This is a genomic window from Streptococcus sp. 2022WUSS083 (assembly GCF_044427155.1).
GTDB lineage: Bacteria > Bacillota > Bacilli > Lactobacillales > Streptococcaceae > Streptococcus > Streptococcus hashimotonensis.
Genome location: NZ_JAOTGK010000001.1, coordinates 165,662 through 186,716, shown reverse-complemented (window position 1 = coordinate 186,716; position 21,055 = coordinate 165,662). Strand labels below are relative to the sequence as shown.

The window sequence follows — 21,055 nt, the reverse complement described above, 5'->3', positions numbered from 1 at the left end:
CTTACCAGTTTCAAAGCTGGTAAGTTTTTTTAGACTAAAAAAAGAGGAATTCGCAGAATTCCCCTCCTTTTTGGACATCTCTAAATGAAACCATTTAGATTAGTTTTCAAATTTCTTGTGGTTTTTGTCGTAAAAATCAATCAAACCCAAGGCAGTTGCAAATGAAATATTGTCAATCTTAGCGCGACCTTGTGCAAGAGCGATAACTGACATTTCACGAGCATTTGTTTCCTTACTGATACGGTAACCTGTGATTTTCTTTTCACGAACCCAGCCGACAACAGCGGCTACTTTTTCGTAACTAGTCATTAGAAACCCCTTTCTTTTTTATTCGTGCAATTTAGTATAATATGTTTTAACCTATTTTGTCAAGTAAAATGTTCGCTTTTTACTATCATTTTGCCCTAAGAGATGATAGTATTTGCGTCCTTATGTCTTCGACCCCCTCCGGATTCCCCGGAAGGAAGATAGTTTGATTACCTCCTTGTGCAAAATTATTGAGAGTATCCAAGTATTGGTTGGTCAGCAAGATAGACATAATCTGCTCTTCAGATAGGCTAACATTTGATTCTTTCAGTTCACGAATCGAATCTGCCAGTCCATCTACAATCGCCTTACGTTGTTGTGCAATACCTACACCATGCAAGCGATCCTTTTCAGCTTCTGCTTCTGCTGCTGTGACAATTTTAATCTTGTCAGCTTCTGCCAATTCCTGGGCCGCAACCCGTTTCCGCTGAGCTGCGTTAATTTCATTCATAGATTGTTTAACCTCGGCGTCTGGCTCTACCTTGGTAATTAAGGTTTTGACAATAACATAACCGTAGGTTGACATTTCTTCTGCTACTTGTTTTTGTACCTCAAGTGCAATCTCATCCTTTTTCTCGAAGAGCTCATCCAGGGTCAATTTAGGCACAGATGAACGCAGGGCATCTTCAATATAGGACTTAATCTGTGCTTCTGGGTGCATGAGCTTGTAATAGGCATCCGTCACATTATTTTCATTCACTCGATATTGAGTTGCCACATTCATTGTGACAAAAACGTTATCCTGCGTCTTGGTTTCTACCACAATTTCACTTTGCAACATCCGCAATTGAATGCGGGCTGCGATGACATCAACTCCAAATGGTATTTTAAAGTTAATACCTGAAGTAGATGTTTTTTGGTATTTCCCAAAGCGCTCAATAATAGCGACCGTCTGCTGCTTGACAACGTATAGCCCTGAAGCAATCAAAATCAAAGCAATCAGTACAAAGAACAAGAAACTACCAATAAAAACAATTGGACCAAGCACCATAATAACCTCCTAAACTAGCATTTTATAAAGCGAATCATTTTCATGAAGATTGATGTACTGGGGATCAAACTCTTCCAAGCGAGAAATAAACTGCGTATAATCTGTTTTATCTCCTAGGGCAATACCGATTAGAACCGGCCCTGTTCCCTTATTGGCACGTTTGATATATTCAAAACGAGTAATATCATCATTTGGCCCTAGAATATCATTTACAAATTCACGAAGAGCCCCTGGACGTTGTGGAAAATTAACAACAAAGTAGTGTTTAATTCCCTCGTAGATAAGCGCACGTTCCTCCATTTCCGGCATCCTGTTGATGTCGTTATTACCACCAGAAATGATACAACAAATGGTTTGACCCTTGATTTGGTCCTTGACTACCTCAAGAGCTGCAATCGTTGCTGCTCCTGCTGGCTCAGCAACAATACCCAGCTTAGAATAGAGGTCTAAAATAGTCCCGGAAATCCATCCTTCATCCACACCAATCAGGCGATCTACGTATTTCCGAGCCACTTCGTAGGTCGACTTACCGACTTTCTGTACCGCAATACCGTCAGCAAATTTATCAATTTGGTCTAATTTAACCGGACGACCTTTATCAAAAGCCGCTTTCATTGACCGTGCCCCACTTGCTTCAACACCAACAATCTTAATTTCAGGTGCATGTTCTTTCAGATAGGCCGAAACGCCTGCAACCAGACCACCTCCTCCTATGGGAACTAAAATTTGGTCAAAACTAATGGTTTGCTCTTCCGCTTCTTCCAAGATTTCATAGGCTACTGTTCCCTGACCAGCCTGCACATTTTCATCATCGAATGGGTCTATAAATGTTTTCCCACTTTCCTGAGTATAATCTTGTGCTGCCTTGGCTGACTCATCGAAGGTATCACCTACGAGCCGAATCTCTACGTAGTCTCCTCCGAAAAATTTAACCTGCCCTATTTTTTGTTGCGGAGTTGTAATGGGCATGAAAATCGTAGCAGGAATTTGCATTTCCTGACAGGTGTAGGCCACACCTTGAGCGTGGTTTCCGGCCGAAGCACAGACCACTCCGCGTGACTTCTCATCATCTGTCAATTGTGAAATAGCATAATAGGCTCCTCGAATTTTAAAAGAGCGAACACGCTGTTCATTTTCTCTTTTTAAATAAATAGTTGCACCATATTTTTCCGATAAGTATCGACTATAATCCAAGGGGGTACGTACTACCACGCGCTTAAGAACGGAGTATGCTTGTTCTACATTTTTTGCTGTAATCATAGTTCCATTAATTTCTTTCTATATTTATTGTATCAATATTACCTAGAAAATCCTAGTATTTAGACTTATATTCAAGCTACTAGCATGTTATTCAACAGAAAACGAATGTTTAATTTTGTAAAGATCTATTTATGAACAAAATGGGCAAAAGAGCTGGAAAAACCAGCTCTTTTATTCATTTTCGGAGATAGGGAAAAAAGGGAATGACATCCCCTCATCCGCCAACTCAAACCTTAAATGTATTGCCATCACTCAAAGTAAAGCTGACTATCCCCTATCTACCATGATAGTCTTTAATTATAGATTTTGAATGCGTCGTCATCATTGCGTCCGACAAATGGCATTGCTTTGCGGAGTTCTGCACCTACTTTTTCGATTTCAAGATTCTCTGCTTCTTTACGATAAGCTTCCATACGTGGACGGCCTGCTTTATAGTCATTTACAAAGTCATTTGCAAATTTACCAGATTGAATATCTGCAAGGACTGCCTTCATGTTTTCTTTGACTTGGTCTGTAATCACTCGTGGACCTGATACATAGTCACCAAATTCAGCAGTGTTTGAGATAGATTGGCGCATTTTCTTAAAGCCACCTTCGTAGACAAGGTCAACGATGAGTTTCATCTCGTGGAGAACTTCGAAATAAGCCAATTCTGGTGCATAACCAGCTTCTGTCAAGACTTCAAAACCTGCCTGCATAAGGGCTGTCAAACCACCGCAGAGAACAGCTTGCTCACCAAACAAATCTTCTTCTGTCTCTTCTTTGAAAGTTGTTTCCAAAAGACCAACACGGGCTGAACCAACACCTTTTGCCCAGTCCATCGCAATATGTTTTGCATTGCCAGTTGCATCTTGGTAAACAGCATAGAGGGCTGGTACTCCAAAACCTTCTTCAAAGGTACGGCGGACCAAGTGACCTGGACCTTTTGGTGCACACATGAAGACATCCACATCTGCTGGTACCTTGATAAATTCAAAGTGAACGTTGAAACCATGGGCAAAACCAAGGGCATTGCCCGCTTCCAAGTTTGGAGCGATTTCGTCATTGTAAAGGTCTGCTTGGATTTCGTCTGGAGCCAAGATCATGATAACATCTGCTTGTTTTGCTGCTTCTGCTACTTCAAAAGTTTCAAAACCGTCTTCTTTTGCCTTGTCAAATGACTTACCTGCACGCACACCGATGATGACATCGTGCCCTGTATCACGCAAGTTTTGAGCATGGGCATGACCTTGTGAACCATAACCGATAACGGCGATACGTTTACCGTCAAGTGCTGCTACTGTTACATCTTTTTCATATTGCATTGTTACTGTCATAATTTTTTCTCTTTTCTATTTTTATTTGTAGTTTTGGATGTTCAAAGAAAATGAAGGCTAGACTAGGCGATGTAGGCGAAGATAGAACTAACGTTCATCAAGCCAAGTCAACGCAGGATAGTTTTATTATTGAAAAGGATTAGTCTCTACTAAAGCCAGTCGCACCCGTTCTTGCGATGTTCTTGATGCCATAAGGCTGAATCACACGCAGGAGGGCGTCAATCTTATCTCCATCACCTGTCATTTGAATGGTAATGGAGTGCGGTGCCACATCAACAACATTTGCTCTAAAGGGTTGGATAATCGCTAAAATTTCTGCTCGTTTTGTTGGCGGAGCTGAGATTTTAACAAGAATCACCTCACGCTCTAAGTGGGGAATGTCCGTCAAATCACGGACACGGACCACATCAATCAAGCGGTTTAACTGTTTGATGATTTGTTCGACCTCATCGTGACTGACCACATCTACAATCACCGTCACACGTGAGATACCATCTACTTCTGTTGGGCCGACTGAGATGGACTCAATATTAATTTGGCGACGAGATAGGACACCTGTAAAACGATTCAGAACACCAGATGAATTTCGCAATTTAGCTGTTAACATTCTACGCATTGAACTTCACCCCCAACATTTCTGCATTGCTCTTACCTGCTGGCACCATCGGTTGAACATGTTCACGATTAGAAATATGAACCTCTATGAGCATTGGTTTATCTTCTAAGATAACTTTCATGTCTTCACTTAGAGTCGCTGGATTGTCAAAACTATAATGACTAATTCCGTAGGCCTCCGCCAACAATTGGAAATTCGGTTCATCGTCAAATACAGATTGGCTACGACGCTTTTCATAGAAGGATTCCTGCCATTGACGAACCATTCCAAGAGAGTGGTTATTGATCAATACAACCTTAATCGGTACACCATAGCCATTCAAAATAGCCAATTCTTGGTTGGTCATTTGGAAGCCGCCATCACCAACAAAGATGATTACTTCTTTATCTGGATTGGCTAATTTGGCGCCGATAGCTGCTGGAATACCAAAGCCCATGGTCCCCATGCCACCAGATGTTACAAGTTGACGCGCATGTTTGTAGGGGTAGAATTGGGCAGCCCACATTTGATGCTGACCAACGTCTGTTACGACAATGGCATCCCCTTGCGTCAACTGACCTATTAATTCAATTGCCGCCTGTGGCTTAATAACCTTTTCATCTTCATCATACCAAAATGGCGCCCGACGTTTGTTTTCCAATACTTGTGCCGTCCAATCAGCATAGCCTGTTTCGACTGTTTCTAAAGCAAGTAGAGCTTTCAAGGTTGCCTTAGCATCGCCCACTACTGGAATAGCCGTTTTGACAACTTTACCAATTTCTGCGGGATCAATATCAATATGTGCTACCGTCGCATTTGGCGCATAGGTTGTTGGATTTCCTGTTAGGCGGTCATCGAATCGCGCTCCAATATTGATAATGTAATCAGCCTGATCCATAGCCATATTGGCAGCATATGAACCGTGCATCCCCCCCATAGCCAAGGATAATTCATGCTCAATGGGCATTGCACCTAATCCAAGGAGGGTTGAAACTACTGGAATACAGTAGTGCTCTGCAAAGGCAACTAATTCTTTACTGGCATCTGCATAATTGACACCTCCACCAGCCAATATTACTGGTTTTTGAGCTTGGCTAAGCTGTTTCAAAATTTTCTTAACCTGCAAACCATTTGGTTCAATCGTTGGCTGATAACTTGGTAGGTGTAGAGTTGGGTCATGATAGACATCAACAACTCTTTCTTGGATGTCTTTTGGAACATCAATAACAACGGGACCAGGTCTACCTGTTGTTGCAATATGGAGAGCTTCTGTGATGACTCTAGGAATATCTTCCGTATCCCGAATTTGGTAATTGTACTTGGTAATCGGCATTGTCATCCCCAAGACATCAGCTTCCTGAAAAGCATCTTTACCGATACCACGTGTTGCGACTTGACCAGTAAAAACTAAAAGAGGAACACTATCACCCATTGCGTCCGCAATTCCAGTAATGGCATTGGTAGCTCCTGGCCCAGAGGTTACAATGGCTACGCCCACCTTTCCTGATGATTTAGCGTATCCTTCGGCCTCGTGGACCGCTCCTTGTTCATGACGAGCCAAAATATGCTGGATTCCCTCATATTGATAAATAGCATCATATAGAGGCAAAACTGCCCCACCAGGATAACCAAAAACAAGGTCTACTCCTAGCTGATGCAGGGTGTCCAAAATGAGATAGGACCCCGAACGCGGTTGGTCTAGTTGAATTTCTTGCACGAATATTCCTCCTCTCTGCAAATTTGTTATCTACTATAATATCACAAGGAAGTAGAATGTCAAGGAATTTTCTGAAAATTCCTACATTTGTTCGTTTTCTTAACTATTTCCTAACATTTTCTTAAGCAAAACTTAAGCAAATCCCTTGACCGGCTTGGTTTCAGCTTGCTTTTAGAAAACTTCAGTATAGTAGTCCCAACAAGAAAAATAAATGAGGTTTAGGATATGTATTATGTAGTGATACCGGCTTACCAGCCAGATGAAAAATTAATCCAACTATTAGAAATAATGAAAAACAGGCTAAATTGTCAGGTCATCGTTGTGGATGATGGTAGTACTGGCGCATCCAAAAATATTCTTGAAATCGCCAAAACCTATGCCATTGTTCTCCACCACGATGTCAACAAAGGAAAAGGCCAAGCCTTACGGACTGCCTTTAGTTTCATCCAAGATTTGAGAAAACCAGGTGTTATCGTAACTGCTGACGCAGATGGTCAACACGCTGTAAATGATATTGACCGTGTCGCACGCGCAGCCATGAATCTACCAAGCCGCCTGATTCTTGGCGTCCGTCAATTTACCAAAGACATTCCCTTTCGGAGTCGTTTTGGTAACAAACTAACCAGAGTATTGTTTAGACTGCAAACTGGTGTCAATGTGTCCGATACCCAAACAGGCTTGCGTGGATTCCATACTGACTTAATTCCATTCATGTTAGATATTGAAGGCGACCGCTATGAGTACGAGATGAACATGCTAACTCAGGCAAGTCAACGCTATAAAATTACGGAAGTTCCAATCCAAACTATTTATATCGATGATAATGCCAGTTCGCATTTTCGTCCCATAAAAGATGGGCTGCTCGTTTACAAAAATCTCTTCAAATTTGCCCTGACATCTTTTGGTGGATTTCTAGTTGACTACGGAGTATATGCACTTGCCTTATTGCTACTCACTAGCTTACCAACTGCTGTACGCTTATTGGTCGCAAACACGATTGCTCGCATTTGTAGCGCTACCTGCAATTTTGCACTTAATAAGAAATTAGTCTTTAACAATGAAGAGAGCATCGCACGAACAGGCGCAGGCTACTTTACGCTAGCCCTTGTCCTCTTCCTTTGCGATACAGCCCTCCTCTATCTCTTCCACCAAATTCTAGGACTCAACCTCTACATTGTCAAACTTGCAGTTGGTATCTTCCTTTTCCTAGCTTCTTGGTTTGTTCAAAAGAATATTATTTTTAAAGAAAGGAAATCATTTTCCCATGAAATTGCTTAAAAAACCCTTTGCCTACGCATCCATCTTCGGAATGCTTTTGACAGGAGGCTTTACTTACTCCATGTTAAAAACCTTCGTCATTTCTGAAGCGATAACAACCGTCTCAGCAAGCAATGCTACTTCTACGAGCGAGCAGAATACGACCACAGCTTCGTCTTCCACCACTACCACAACAGCAACCAATGTATCTACTACTGATACTAGTTACTCTGATGATAATATTCAGATAAATTTAGAGACGATTACCACCAATAACACAACTGTTTACGTCGCAGATATTCAAGTCAGCTCACCCGAGTATTTAAAAACAGCACTTGCACAAAACACTTACGGTACAAACGTAACAGCTAAAACCTCAGAAACAGCGGCTGCAAACAATGCCATTCTAGCGGTTAATGGTGACTACTACGGAGCCAACCCAACTGGTTATGTTATTAAGAATAGAGTTCTGTATCGAGACACCGTTCGGGACAATGCATCTTATGGCGACTTGGCCATCTACGCAGACGGCTCATTTGAGGTCATTTATGAAAATGAGATTACCGCCCAAGAATTGATTGACAAGGGCGTTGTCAACCTCTTAGCATTTGGTCCATCATTGGTCGAAAACGGCGAAATTGTCGTCGATACTTCAACAGAAGTTGGACGTGCAATGTCATCCAACCCTCGTTCTGCTATCGGGATTATCGATGAAAATCATTATATCATCGTCGTAGCAGATGGACGTACGTCTGAAAGCGAAGGACTCTCTCTCTATCAATTGGCAGAAGTTATGAAACAATATGGTGCTCAAACTGCCTACAACCTTGATGGCGGTGGTTCATCCACTCTTTACTTTAACGGTCAAGTTATTAACAACCCAACAACAAATGGAAATACTATCTCAGAAAGGGCGGTGAGTGACATTGTCTACATCGGTTACTAATTCAACTACAAGAGTTTCAAGAACATTTATCTCCTACTTAGCAATAACAGCTTTCCTGTTTATTTTCAGTCGAATCTATGAAAGTCTCAGCTATGGCGAAGTCTCTGTCTTTATGCATTATATGTTCTGTGTACCATTAATAGGCGGAGCTGTGCTACTCGGTCTGCTGCAACTTATACCTACTCTTTCACGTCTCTCCTATAATTTGTGGAATTCTGGCGTTGCAACTATTACAGCTGGTTGCCTTCTCCTAGGCATTATCAACCTATCTGGACGTTCAACTACCTTAGATCAACCTTATTGGTACATCGGCGCAGCCTTCCTAGTTCTATCGTTAGTCGGTCTTTTCATCAATCCATCCGCAAACAATCGCCGAAAAACAACCACTTAATCTACAAATAAATGATAAGGGCACTTAAAATTTTTAGGTGCCTTTTACTGCAGAATAAATTGTTGAAAAATTCGGAAATTTCCAATTATTTGTCAAATCTTTTATCGTTTCTTTCATATCTATGATATAATGGGTAAAATAAGATAGGGAGAAGAAAATTATGACCGAAAAAGATACACTAAAAAACCTCCGTCATCGTAGTTCTGTCTACGATTCGATGGTCAAATCACCTAACCGTGCCATGTTAAGAGCAACAGGAATGACCGACGATAGCTTTGAAAAGCCTATTGTTGGGGTTATTTCGACATGGGCTGAAAACACACCCTGTAACATCCACCTTCATGACTTTGGAAAATTAGCCAAGGAAGGGGTCAAGGAGGCAGGTGCCTGGCCTGTCCAATACGGTACCATCACCGTTGCAGACGGGATTGCCATGGGAACTCCTGGTATGCGCTTCTCCTTGACTTCACGTGATATCATTGCAGATTCTATTGAGGCAGCCATGGGAGGGCACAACGTGGATGCCTTTGTCGCAATCGGTGGCTGTGATAAAAACATGCCTGGCTCCATGATTGCCATCGCCAATATGGATATCCCTGCTGTTTTTGCCTACGGCGGAACCATTGCGCCAGGTAATCTCAATGGTAAAGACATCGACTTGGTATCCGTTTTTGAAGGAATCGGAAAATGGAACAACGGTGACTTGACCGCTGAAGAGGTTCGTCAAATTGAGTGTAATGCTTGCCCTGGACCTGGTGGTTGCGGTGGAATGTACACTGCCAATACCATGGCTACTGCCATTGAGGTAATGGGCATGTCTATTCCTGGCTCTTCTTCTCACCCTGCTGAATCACCTGAGAAAAAAGCAGATATTGAAGAAGCAGGTCGTGCCGTTGTCCGCATGCTAGAACTTGGCATCAAACCATCTGACATTATGACTCGTGAAGCCTTTGAAGATGCCATTACAGTCACCATGGCACTCGGTGGCTCCACCAACGCTACTCTGCACTTGCTAGCCATTGCTCACGCTGCCAACGTTGACTTGACCTTGGAAGATTTCAATGATTTCCAAGAACGAGTACCTCACCTAGCTGACCTCAAACCATCTGGAAAATATGTCTTCCAAGACCTCTACAATGTCGGCGGTGTCCCAGCTGTCATGAAATACTTGCTCAAAAACGGTTTCCTTCATGGCGACCGTATCACATGTACAGGTAAAACCGTTGCTGAAAACCTAGAGAATTTTGCAGACTTGACTCCAGGTCAAGATGTCATCATGCCGCTTGAAAATCCAAAACGTGCAGATGGCCCACTCATCATCCTCAAAGGTAACCTTGCTCCTGAAGGTGCCGTTGCCAAGGTTTCTGGTGTGAAAGTCCGCAACCATACAGGTCCAGCCAAGGTCTTTGACTCAGAAGAAGAGGCAATCGAAGCAGTCTTGACTGACGAAATCGTAGATGGCGATGTGGTTGTTGTCCGCTATGTTGGACCAAAAGGTGGTCCTGGTATGCCTGAAATGTTGTCCCTTTCTTCTATGATTGTCGGAAAAGGCCAAGGTGACAAGGTAGCCCTTCTAACAGACGGTCGTTTCTCTGGTGGTACCTATGGACTGGTTGTGGGACACATCGCACCTGAAGCTCAGGATGGTGGTCCAATTGCCTACCTCCGTACAGGTGATTTGGTGACGGTTGATCAAGATACCAAAGAAATCACCATGCACGTTTCTGACCAAGAAATCGAAGAACGCAAGAAAACAACTGTTATTCCACCACTCTACTCTCGTGGTGTTCTCGGAAAATACGCCCACACTGTATCCTCTGCCTCTAAAGGAGCCGTTACCGACTTCTGGAGACCAGAACGTACGGGGAAAAAATAAGGAACTCAACGACCCTGTCCTCGTGGCAGGGTTTTCCAAAAGGAGAAAAAATGAAACTAAACGTCGAACTCTCCCGCTTTCGAGTCAAAGAAGGGAAAACTGCCAAAGTAGATGAATGGATGGCCTTTCTCAACGAGCACATGGAAGATACTCTCCTCACTCTTGAAGGAGAGAAAATGTATGTCGAAACCATCTTCCGTGAGGTATTGGACGGACGCGAATACCTCTACTGGTACTCTGTCCAAGCCGAAGGAGGGATTGAAGTCGAAGATTCAGAATCCTATATCGACAAAAAACATTTAGAGTACTGGGAAGAATGTATCGACCCGAGCTATGGCATGGTCGATTTGGATCCGCAAGTTGTCATGATTCCCAAACCTGTTTATGAAACCATGGAAGAATTAGACAGACAATACGATGAAACATTTAAAAAGTGAGGCTGGACAGAAAGTCCAGCCTCACTTTTCAGAGTTCGTGTCAACATCTCAGCGCAGTGGTTGATTGGCTTTAACAGTCCATTGGACTGTTAAAGGTTGGAGATAAGATTTGCAAAGCAAATCTCAGCAATTCGTGTTTTACACTCCAAATCCGACCATTACGACTGTTGCGAACAAAGTTCGCTTTATCTCCAACCTCAAACTGTCTGGGAGACAGTTTTGTAGCGAACTCTATTCGCCCTATCTCCAGCCCCCGAACCTTTGGAGCTATGCGGGGGTGGGAGTGAAATAGTCCAGTGGACTATTTTAGCCCGAACCAACATATTTGGAAGCGAGGGGAACTCTTTTGATCGTCGAGTTCTTTCCAGCTCCCATTTTCTTTTTATTTCGGACTGATACCAAGCGTAATACGTCCGAGACGGCTGATACGGGTCATCTTCCAAGCAGGAGACCAGACAATCTCTACCTGTGCATCGTTTATACCATCAATCGTTTTCAAGGCTGCAACCAATTCACCAGGCATAGTATCCGCACAAGAACAACCTGAATCTGTAAAGGTCATGACAACCTTACAAAAACCAGCTTCATCTAAATGAATCTCATAAATCAAACCCAAATTGTAGATGTCTAGTTCAATTTCAGGATCGTAAATAGATTCTAAAACCTCTATCAACTGTTCTGATACAGTTAAGGCTCGTTCATTAATCTGAATATCTTCTCTCATTAGCTTTCTCATCTTTCTAATTTGTATCATTTTCTCATATTTTTTATCAATTTTCAAGAAAAATTTGCAAATTCTGAATATTCAAAAAAGAGGTTTGAACGAAACCTCTTTTTAATGTTCAGCCTTCTCTAGAATCGACGTAATAGAGAATAGAGAATGGCTAGTGTAACTAAGAAAATGATGGTTTTATAGAAAAGACCTCGTCTTTTCTTATCCGGTTTTGGTTCAACGTAACGAGCTTCTTGAATTTGTTGAGTGATTTCATCTTCTAATAGTTGATTTTTTTTTGTCATCAAAAGCCTCCCCTAGCCTAAGATAGCTACATAGTTTTCTACAAATTCATTACTTGTATGGGTGCGCTGTTCAAGGACCTTGTCAGTCAGTCGCCCAGCATTCGCATTCAGTAGTTCTACTAATTTGTGTGGTTCTGCCTGTGGTACAATATGATCTTTAATGATTAACGAAGCATTATGAACAGTATTTTCAAAAGCAAAAATCAACATGTTTTGCTCAAAGGCTTTCCGAACCACTTCCATTACTTGACTTCCATGATTGATGTCCAAATAGATGTCACAGGTATCATATAATCGTTCAAGCGCCCTTTGTGAAATATTTGGGTAAAGTTGAACATTGTCCCTGGTATCAAAAGCCATCAAACGCTGTGACATTTCAGTCAAGGCAGCAATATGGAATTTGAAATTCGGCAGAGCAGTCGTCAAATAGTCCAGTTGCTCAATCTGATCCGAGTTTGTAAAAATAAAAATGTCTTGCCGGTTCTGATTCTCACGTCTTTGAGGGTAGATATAGCCAAGATACACTAACTTTTCAGCCTGTTCTGCAGGCAGAAGCGTCCGCATCTTGTCAAAAGTAGCCTTATCCTGAACCACGACGGTCTGGGTGCGTTGAGTAGCACTAGCCAGTAAAATTTTCATATTACCAGGAATGTCATCTCCTATCGTTTCCTGCCAGAAAAGAATATCCTGTCCTGGTTGTGGCATATTGTAAGATAGGAAAAAAGGAGTCGACAGGGAATTATACCAAATTTGCGAAGTATCCCAGCCCATCTCTTTAAAGTAGTGTTTTAAAAATGCTACACGATTTTCAAAAAAATGAGTCTTTCCTTGCCAATTTAGGATAACATCGCCAGTCATAAAGTTTTCTACAATGACTTCCAAGCCTTCGCGAGTAAAATAACTACGCGTTGTTGCCTTTTGTTCTGCAGTAAAATAGGTCCGAGCATAGAGCCAGCCATATTGATTGTAATGGTCTGTAAAACGAACTTTTTCATTCTTATCCATCCAATCAACATTCTTCACATGTCGTAAATGCTTGGGCTCTGCATAGAAAATTTTCGCACGTTTTTCGCTATATTCCCAGATTTCTCCCTCACCGTTAGTCCCTGTAATTTCCCAGAATGGTGGCACCTTTATCTGATTAAAATAAAGAGGTTTTCCGTGACCGGCTTCCATCTGGCAATAGTATGAATAAACGGATGTCACACCTTCTGGCAAAAAAACATCATCGTTGATGGCAACAGTAGAGCCTGTAAGCCCTGCTTGCTTCAAGGAGTAGTACAAATCTTGACTAGCTGTATGAAAATAATCAAATAATAAAATCATCGCTTACACCTCCTCGATAAATGTTTGCCAAGCTTCTTCTAGACGACTGGTTAGAAATTCTTCTGCCCGCTTGTAAGAAGCCTGATGCCAGGCATCCAATTGGTTAGATTGATACAGTTGAATCAAGCGCTTCGCAAATTCTTGTGCATAGATAATAGCATCATCTGGGTCCTGTCTCGGAATAAGAGAACCATTTTTTTCATTTTCAACAAAGGTTTGGTTCCCGTACGGAACATCCAGACCAATAATCGGCAAACCTGAGCCGATAGCTTCCATCAGAGTCAAACCGAAGCCTTCACTAGTTGAGGCTGTCAGATATACTTGATACTGCTGATAAATATCAGTCAAATCATGGTGCCCCTTGAGATGAATATAACTTTGCGCTTGATGTTGCTCAATCATGCTTGCCAACTTCGATTGCTGACCACCAGCACCATAAATATCAAATGTTAGGTCAGGTAGTTGCTTCTGCGCTAAGACGACACCCTCAACTAACCAATCAATATGTTTTTCTGCAGCTAAACGTGAACAGGTAAGAAGCGAGAATGGCCGTCTTCCTTCGGCTGAATGACGCAATTTATCTAAACTACCGACTGGCAAGACAAAAATAGCTGGATCTAAATTTGTATATTTTTTAAATTGAGCAGACAGCGTATCTTTCTGAGCCTGGGTGGATGTGATGAAGGCGTCAATTTTATCAGCATTGGTAAACTGATATTCATAATAATTATTCCAGAGAATGGTATCCTCTGTCATTGAATTAATATTGTAGTGTTCTGCATGAATCACAACAGCAACCTTTGCAGCTCCCTTATGACGAAGAATAGCTTGACCTGTTCCCGTCGCTCGATCCACAAGAATAATATCTTGACTGGTCAACTGCAAACAATCCAACATATAGCCAATCAATTCTTCTTTTGAAAATAAAATCGTATCCTTGAAACGGAATAGAGACTTTTCACCATCACAGTTTTCTTCATAGGCTACACTGCCATCTTCATTGAAGAATGTCCGTTGATACAACTTAGGCTGATTGTCTACTGGTGCATAGTATTCAGAGAACATTTTTGTATAACTAAAATAGTCTTTACGAATAAGCTTCCCTTTGGATAGGTATTCGACACGTTGCACATAGTCTGGGTGATCTTTTCTCAAAAAACCAACGGCTACAATGCCCTTTTCCTTATCTTCATAGCGGATAGAGTCATTGTTTTGTGAGATTTTAACCATACCAGATGATAAACTCGATTCAAACTGACCAATGGTGTAGGTTGTCGATCTGGTTTTCACATCAGTAAAAAATCCATACAGCCATACTACTTCCTCATCTTGAAAACCAATATTAGCTGTATAATGTGCAAGGTTTTCACCTTGGAACATATCCGTAAAAATAAATTTACTGTCTTGCTGAATATTTCTTAGTATGCTCGCGCGATAGGCTTGAGCATACTCAACGCCACTACTGGCCCAACCGATACCTCGGTTGATATTGTAAATTGTCATTCACTTTCCTCACTTCACCTTATACAAAGTAAATAGAGAATCTTCCCTCTTTATCTACTTCGATAGTACTTAGCATGATATTACGTACAATTTTCTGCTGAATTTGTCGAGTCATTTCCTTGTAGGAGCGCAAAGATTCTTTGTAGTACTCGGAGACACTTCCTTTTTGTGCTGTTGAACGCGTCGTTATCACACCTTTCAACTGTTGCAGCGTATCTACCTCTTCAATCCAAGCTTCATCAATAGCCTTTAAAACTGCCAATCGATAAAATTCAGACATCCCCTCATGTGTTTGAACAATACGAGCTTTCTTCTTCATTTCCTTTTTAAAGATTAGAAAAAGTAGGTCCTCAATTTGGGTATCACTAGCAAGAAGCAAATCTTCAGGTATTTTTTTAAATTCGTAGGTAAAGTTGTCCAAAATATAGCGTCTCAATTGATGAGGGCTACGTTTGGGATGGGTCTGTAAGAAATCTCCAATGACTTCAAATACAATTTTCTCTACCTTGGCTGATAGATCCAGGTCTTCCAACATGAGCCTATCCCTAAGAGCATATACCTTATTCCGCTGAATGCGCATGCTCTCATCATATTCAATCGTAAAACGACGGGAACTAATCGCCCCATCCTCACTTTTTGTTTGAGCATGCGTAAGTGCACGTTTGAAGCGTTTCGATTTTAAGGGCTGTCCATAATTCCTTCGTTCGGTGTTGTTCTTTTTCTTAAAGTACTTTTTAACCCACTCAGGTCCATTATTGACTAGCAACTCATCTTCCAATGAGACAAAAAATTGTGACATCCCCGGTTCACCCTGACGTCCTGAACGACCTCGCAACTGCCAGTCCATACGACTGTTGGGCATCCGCTCTGTTCCGATGACTGCTAACCCGCCAAGTTCAGCCACTCCTTGACCAAGTTTGATGTCCGTTCCACGACCAGCCATAATAGTTGCACAAGTTACAGTTCCATATTGTCCCGCTTCTTGAATAATAAGCGCCTCTTTGGCAACATTATTAGCTGTAAGGGTACTGTGCGGAATTCCTTCTTGCAACAACATCTTGGAATAAATTTGCGTGATTTCTACAGTTCCTGAAATTAATAATACAGGCTGCCCCTTCGCATGAAGTTTTTTTACCATCTCAATGGTGGCATATAACTTCTCTGGTAGGGTGGCATATATCTTATCCGGGTAGTCAATGCGCTGGGTCGGTTTATTTGTCGGAATAGAAACTACAGGAACATGATAAGTTTCAATCAATTCATCTTCAGCCTGATGTCCAGTTCCAGTCATTCCTGCGATTTTCGGAAACATGTTAAATAGACTCTGATAGGTGACTGAGCCCATCGCTCGACTTTCCTTAGTCTTTTTGACCTTTTCTTTTGTCTCGATAGCTTGGTGAATACCGGATTGCAAACGTGTTCCTTCTAACACCCGGCCTGTCCGATTATCCAACAGTTTGATTTCATCATCCTGCACGACATAATCAAAGTTTTTCCGATAAAGATAATGAGCGCGGAGAGCCAAGTTAATATGACGATTCAACTCCCAGCTTTCGGATGAGTAGAGTTCATCTATATCAAAATACGATTCTGCATAGTCATTCCCTTTATCTGTCAGATAAACTTCTTTTTTATCTGGGTCAAAAAAGAATTCCTCACCTTCTTTTAAGGTTAGAATGAACTGATTACAAATATCAAATAGGTTTGACTGCACTCGTGGAAAACCCGAAATAATCAACGGTGTCTGAGCACTGTCTAGTAAGACGGCATCCGCCTCATCAACGATTACATAGTTAAAGTCTCGTAGGAATTTGCCTTCTGCAGATGACGCAAGATTATTAGAGAGATAATCAAAACCAAGTGTTGCACTAGTTGTATAGGTAATATCTGCCATATAGACACTTTCCCTATCTTCTTCTGAATCTTGATTCGTATCAGTATCTTCTTCTTCCTTCGCACCAATCCCAACGGTCAAGCCTAGGAACTGATAGACTTTTCCCATTTCTTCCCCATCACGAACAGCGAGGTAGGCATTAGTGGTTACTAGTATCGCTCCCTTACCCATTAGTGCATTTAGGTAAAGAGGCATTGTTGCAGTTAGGGTCTTTCCTTCTCCGGTACGCATTTCTGCAATACAGCCTTGGTGGAGGGCGATGCCTCCCATGACTTGAACTTCGTAGGGAAACTGCCCTAGTATGCGGTAGCAGGCTTCCCTCACAGTTGCAAAAGCCTCTACCAACAAATCATCCAAAGTCTCCCCTTGTGCAAGGCGTTCTTTGAATTTTATTGTCTGACCAGAAAGCTCTTCATCGGTCATTTGGCGATACTCAGATTCTAGTTTAATAATTTTTTTAGTGATACGCCTAATTTTAAACAACCGATATTTGTTTAAAATTGAAGTATTATTTCTTAACTTCATACCCCTTCCTCTTCTCTAGTATTTCGGATAAGGCCTGTTACAAATTCTAAATCCTGCGGATAACGATTTTGGCTGTAATACCCCCTCGCTTTTCTAGATTGGTAGTGGGTGTCAATCTCATCCAAGACATATAGTGCAATATCAGAAAAATAAACACGCTGACAGCCTGCACTAACTAAAGCCATATTGTAAGTGAAGGCATCAGCAGGGTAAACAAACTCTTGTTCTCCATTTTTCAAGATATCTAATCCAACAACCTCGCCTTGGCGATTAAAATATTGCAATTCAATGTAAGCACGACCTTCTGGTTCAACAGAATAGTTGTGTTCTATACGATAGCGATAACCCGGACGCAAAAGTGGCAGATTCGGCGACTGACGATCCCCTTGATAATTGGTCCTAGAATGCCATCGTTTTATTGGTTTACCAGAAGCAAAACGAAGATTTTCAAACTGAACCTTTTTATCAAAATGATCAATTACAGAGCCATACAAATAATTTCCACCATTCGCTGTATCTCCCCAATAAATCTTTTGTATTAATCGTCCTTCCATTAGAGCTTCCTTCCAAAATCGTTCTTCAAGAATTTATGATACTGCGTCATGAACCACCTATTAATGGCTCTACTATTATCATTGTGACGTCCCTCATATCCCTTGGCATAGATATGTGTATCACTATCTGCCAGATGCTCTACTAAACGCTCCATAGCATGACCATCATAGTCATCCTGTTGCATGTAAGCAATAGCAAATTCCGTCTTATCAAAGTCTACCTTACCAAATTTATTCCAAAAATGCTGGTTAAAACGTTCAATCGCTGCTTCGTCTGATCCTCCAACGACATTTCGAATCATATCACCACTTGTTTCAAACTCATCTGGTCTCTTCAACTTCAAGTTAGCAACTGTATCTCCTAGATTTGTAAATGGTTTCCCAACAATGACAGCGTGCGGTTTGAAGTGAGAAGCATAGTAGAGACCACCAAATGCGCCCATCGACAACCCGGATAAAATCAATTGATCGGATGTGAAACCAAGATAGTCTAACGACTCCTGAATGGCATCAATCACATTCTTTTCCAATTGCTCTGTTCCAGAATAGAAACACCCACCTTCTAAACGCGGATCAGCAATTAACATAAATGGAGTTCTCATGGCTTTCATCATAAAGAACCCTTCGAAACCTTCCGCTCCACGGAAACCAGAAAAGTATACATTCAGTGGTGGTTTTAAATCTCCAGGATTGAAATAGGTAAAAATCTCTTGTCTTTTTTCATCAACGTGTCGCTTTCCACCTAAAACAAACCGCCCAAGCCCTTCTCGAGAGTATCTCCAGTGAGTTACACCAAATTTTAGCTTTCCACTTCCTTTTACACTAAATGAAATAGAATAATGGCCAACTTCCTCATCTGTCCTTAAAATATATGGCTCTTTTAAGTCACATTCGTCAATAATCAGAGTTTTATACACATCGCCAAGCGATCCCTTGCGAAGGCAAACAATCTCCATTCGGAGTTGACAGTCGCCTTCTTTTATGAATTCTGGCCAAAGTTCCAATGACATAGAGAAAACAGGCAGATTATACCGAAATGTATATAGTGTTGTAAAGTCTTTACCAAAGTCGCCTTCAAAATTCACACCAACATTTCCATCGTATGATACTTGTCCTTTAAAGTGTGGATTTACATCAATTTCAGGAATCTTTAATTTTGCACCATATTGCCCACCAAATAAATTCCGATATAGATAAAGTATGGTGTCGTAATGTGATTCCTCAATAGGTAGTTCCCTCATTACCGCTCGTCGACACATTCCATCTACTCGCTGATCGAAAATCGTGACTCCCTTATCCTTAAATAGAGAGTAAGCATCAACATTAGAGGTAAGTTGCTCCAGTACTTCTTCCGCAATATCCGAAGTAACTACCACACCTGAAAAATGAATATGAACTTTTGGAGGTTCTTCCATTTCAGCTAGTCTTTCCTCGGGTATCTTAGCAATTTCAGCAGCTTTTAATCCCTCTAAGTAATCTTGTAGTTTATCACTTGGTGTGTATAACCACTCTATTTGTTCGGGAAGTTCTAGGTCTTTCGCCCAGTTCTCATCCCCTATCTGCAATAGTTTCATTTTTACTTTCCAATAATTCTTTCCAATGGGCTATGATTTTTCCACTAGTATAATCACCCATTTTTTGAACTGTATAAATAAGCGAGTTATTCCAATTGCTCAAGCCGTCAAAATAATAACGAATAGCTTCCGAAATCCCTGAAACCTCATCAACAATCCAACCGTTTTCTGAATGGGTCACATACTCAGTTTTTATCATATTAATTTGAGGCAAACCAGCACTAATGCTTGCAATTTGAGTATATATGTGAGGTTTTTCACTCAAATCAATCACTAATCTTGCTGTATCCAATTCTTTTATAATCTGATTTTCATTTGTAAAATGTTTGAACTGGATAGCAGTTAACTCTATTTCCTCATCTTCTTCCAGTAAGTTCTCGCTTTCATTTTCCACCAAATCAGTGAATCGTTCTAATGAATAATTTTCATTAATAATCTGCAAGACTTCTTCTGTTACCTGCTCTTTTTTTCTACCGTTCTCATAACTTATTAAATGAAGTTCTATCAGTGGATTCTCCATCATTGTTCCTAAAATTTCATCTAAAGCTAGACGATAACGGGTTTGATCTATACCATCAATTAAGAAATAGATAATTAGTTCTTTAATTGTCTGGCTACGCCCTAAGCGAAGACGAGTATCAAATGGAGTAACGCGATTAATAAAACGATGTGGTAAGTGGTGTTGTTCGATTTCTGCCAAAAGCTGCCGTTCTGCTGCCTCAGTATCAATAATTACTAAACTTGCAGCCTCAACAACCAGCTTTAGCGCCTCAGTATTTTTTACATCAAAACGATCGCCAAAGAGAGAAAATACCTTTCGATACTCGCTAAAATTATTAAAGATAAGATCATTATGACGTAAATCACTAGCTACCACCAAAAAGTCATCTGGTTTCATCCACTCAGATTTCAGTAATTGTACACGTTCTTTAAACAATTCCTCCCAGGCATCATACTCTAATTTATGGAAGATTTGATCGGCCGATGGATTGATTTCAATCACACTATGCTTTCGAGTTAGATGTTCTCGAACCTGCCATACACCAAATTCATTTAAGTAATCTTGATAACTAGGAACACCATCTTTTGAATATTGAATGCTAGATAAAAATCCTCTATCGTCAAAGTAATAGCGTCTAGCTTCTTTATTTTCTTCGTAAAAAATAACAAAGTGTAGATTACCATTTTCGGCAAAATGAATATCAGCAATCTTTTCGTTATCAACATATGCCAATACCATAAATGGGGAATAGATAAATCTAGTTCCTTCAGGCCATCCTAATTCTTTAAAAGGAATTGTCTTCGTTTCCTTTCTTTGAATATTTTGAATATCATCAAAAAATGACCAATAATTCACATCTAATAAGCCTTGTTTATGTAAATAATAGCGAAGTTGCGGGTGGTAGCATGTCAAAATAAGCGCAGCTTCTTCATGAGCAGCTTGAAACATCTGAATTTGGTTGATTGTATCATCAAAGCTCATACGCTCAAATACACGGAACCATAGTGGCGTTTCAACAAACCACTTACGATTTCCGTTATACCATGACGGAATAAAATAATACATTTT

19 protein-coding genes are annotated in these 21,055 nt (G+C 41.0%); 5 read left to right on the top strand and 14 right to left on the bottom strand.

Annotated elements, in window-relative coordinates; genetic code table 11:
• Positions 1 to 99 precede the first annotated feature (99 nt).
• The 6 genes from ODU41_RS00775 to ODU41_RS00750 form a co-directional block, all read right to left on the bottom strand.
• Positions 100 to 309: a hypothetical protein gene (locus tag ODU41_RS00775; RefSeq protein ID WP_009910800.1), complete on the bottom strand. Its 210-nt coding sequence runs from the start codon at positions 307 to 309 to the stop codon at positions 100 to 102.
• A gap of 85 nt (positions 310 to 394) precedes the next feature.
• Positions 395 to 1,297 (bottom strand): SPFH domain-containing protein, encoded by a 903-nt coding sequence (locus ODU41_RS00770; protein WP_002942264.1) that lies wholly within the window; start codon positions 1,295 to 1,297, stop codon positions 395 to 397.
• Positions 1,298 to 1,306: 9 nt separating this feature from the next.
• On the bottom strand, positions 1,307 to 2,557 hold the full coding sequence (ilvA, locus tag ODU41_RS00765; RefSeq protein WP_002937416.1) for a threonine ammonia-lyase IlvA: 1,251 nt from the start codon (positions 2,555 to 2,557) through the stop codon (positions 1,307 to 1,309).
• Between the two features lie 293 nt (positions 2,558 to 2,850).
• The gene (gene ilvC, locus ODU41_RS00760; protein ID WP_002942259.1) at positions 2,851 to 3,873 is read right to left on the bottom strand and encodes a ketol-acid reductoisomerase; all 1,023 of its coding nucleotides are present in this window, start codon (positions 3,871 to 3,873) and stop codon (positions 2,851 to 2,853) included.
• 139 nt (positions 3,874 to 4,012) lie between these two features.
• Positions 4,013 to 4,489 (bottom strand): acetolactate synthase small subunit, encoded by a 477-nt coding sequence (gene ilvN / locus ODU41_RS00755; RefSeq protein WP_009910805.1) that lies wholly within the window; start codon positions 4,487 to 4,489, stop codon positions 4,013 to 4,015.
• Positions 4,482 to 6,185 carry an acetolactate synthase large subunit gene (locus ODU41_RS00750; RefSeq protein ID WP_398578544.1) on the bottom strand — a complete coding sequence of 568 codons (1,704 nt, stop codon included), beginning with the start codon at positions 6,183 to 6,185 and terminating at the stop codon, positions 4,482 to 4,484. Before ODU41_RS00750 ends, ilvN begins: the two co-directional genes overlap by 8 nt.
• 225 nt (positions 6,186 to 6,410) lie before the next feature.
• On the opposite strand from ODU41_RS00750, the gene ODU41_RS00745 reads away from it, so the two are divergent.
• The 5 genes from ODU41_RS00745 (at position 6,411) to ODU41_RS00725 (ending at position 11,092) form a co-directional block, all read left to right on the top strand.
• A complete protein-coding gene (locus ODU41_RS00745; protein ID WP_398578543.1) occupies positions 6,411 to 7,463 on the top strand; it encodes a glycosyltransferase in 1,053 nt (350 codons plus the stop codon).
• On the top strand, positions 7,450 to 8,388 hold the full coding sequence (locus ODU41_RS00740; protein ID WP_074391659.1) for a phosphodiester glycosidase family protein: 939 nt from the start codon (positions 7,450 to 7,452) through the stop codon (positions 8,386 to 8,388). The genes ODU41_RS00745 and ODU41_RS00740 overlap by 14 nt, the downstream gene beginning before the upstream one ends.
• Positions 8,363 to 8,779 carry a hypothetical protein gene (locus tag ODU41_RS00735; protein WP_074391658.1) on the top strand — a complete coding sequence of 139 codons (417 nt, stop codon included), beginning with the start codon at positions 8,363 to 8,365 and terminating at the stop codon, positions 8,777 to 8,779. Before ODU41_RS00740 ends, ODU41_RS00735 begins: the two co-directional genes overlap by 26 nt.
• A 160-nt stretch (positions 8,780 to 8,939) precedes the next feature.
• Positions 8,940 to 10,655, top strand: a complete 1,716-nt coding sequence (ilvD, locus tag ODU41_RS00730) for a dihydroxy-acid dehydratase (RefSeq protein ID WP_395379487.1) — start codon at positions 8,940 to 8,942, stop codon at positions 10,653 to 10,655.
• A 50-nt stretch (positions 10,656 to 10,705) separates the two neighbouring features.
• Complete coding sequence (locus tag ODU41_RS00725) at positions 10,706 to 11,092, top strand: DUF6176 family protein (protein WP_044673901.1); 387 nt, start codon at positions 10,706 to 10,708, stop codon at positions 11,090 to 11,092.
• Positions 11,093 to 11,474: 382 nt separating this feature from the next.
• On the opposite strand, the gene ODU41_RS00720 is transcribed toward ODU41_RS00725, so the two are convergent.
• From ODU41_RS00720 to asp1, 8 genes are all read right to left on the bottom strand, one after another.
• Entirely contained in the window at positions 11,475 to 11,816 is a 342-nt protein-coding gene (locus ODU41_RS00720) for a metal-sulfur cluster assembly factor (RefSeq protein ID WP_024406534.1), read from the bottom strand.
• Between the two features lie 128 nt (positions 11,817 to 11,944).
• A complete protein-coding gene (locus ODU41_RS00715; protein WP_153308745.1) occupies positions 11,945 to 12,112 on the bottom strand; it encodes a hypothetical protein in 168 nt (55 codons plus the stop codon).
• Positions 12,113 to 12,121: 9 nt separating this feature from the next.
• Positions 12,122 to 13,435, bottom strand: a complete 1,314-nt coding sequence (gtfB, locus tag ODU41_RS00710) for an accessory Sec system glycosylation chaperone GtfB (protein WP_395379484.1) — start codon at positions 13,433 to 13,435, stop codon at positions 12,122 to 12,124.
• A 3-nt stretch (positions 13,436 to 13,438) separates the two neighbouring features.
• Positions 13,439 to 14,938 carry an accessory Sec system glycosyltransferase GtfA gene (gene gtfA, locus ODU41_RS00705; protein WP_029171037.1) on the bottom strand — a complete coding sequence of 500 codons (1,500 nt, stop codon included), beginning with the start codon at positions 14,936 to 14,938 and terminating at the stop codon, positions 13,439 to 13,441.
• A 19-nt stretch (positions 14,939 to 14,957) separates the two neighbouring features.
• Positions 14,958 to 17,357: an accessory Sec system translocase SecA2 gene (gene secA2, locus ODU41_RS00700; RefSeq protein WP_274719584.1), complete on the bottom strand. Its 2,400-nt coding sequence runs from the start codon at positions 17,355 to 17,357 to the stop codon at positions 14,958 to 14,960.
• Positions 17,354 to 17,911 (bottom strand): accessory Sec system protein Asp3, encoded by a 558-nt coding sequence (gene asp3, locus ODU41_RS00695; protein WP_024385149.1) that lies wholly within the window; start codon positions 17,909 to 17,911, stop codon positions 17,354 to 17,356. Before asp3 ends, secA2 begins: the two co-directional genes overlap by 4 nt.
• Positions 17,911 to 19,485, bottom strand: coding sequence for an accessory Sec system protein Asp2 (asp2, locus tag ODU41_RS00690; RefSeq protein WP_105119018.1), 1,575 nt, complete (start codon positions 19,483 to 19,485; stop codon positions 17,911 to 17,913). The genes asp3 and asp2 overlap by 1 nt, the downstream gene beginning before the upstream one ends.
• Positions 19,460 to 21,052: an accessory Sec system protein Asp1 gene (gene asp1 / locus ODU41_RS00685; RefSeq protein ID WP_398578542.1), complete on the bottom strand. Its 1,593-nt coding sequence runs from the start codon at positions 21,050 to 21,052 to the stop codon at positions 19,460 to 19,462. Before asp1 ends, asp2 begins: the two co-directional genes overlap by 26 nt.
• Positions 21,053 to 21,055 lie beyond the last annotated feature (3 nt).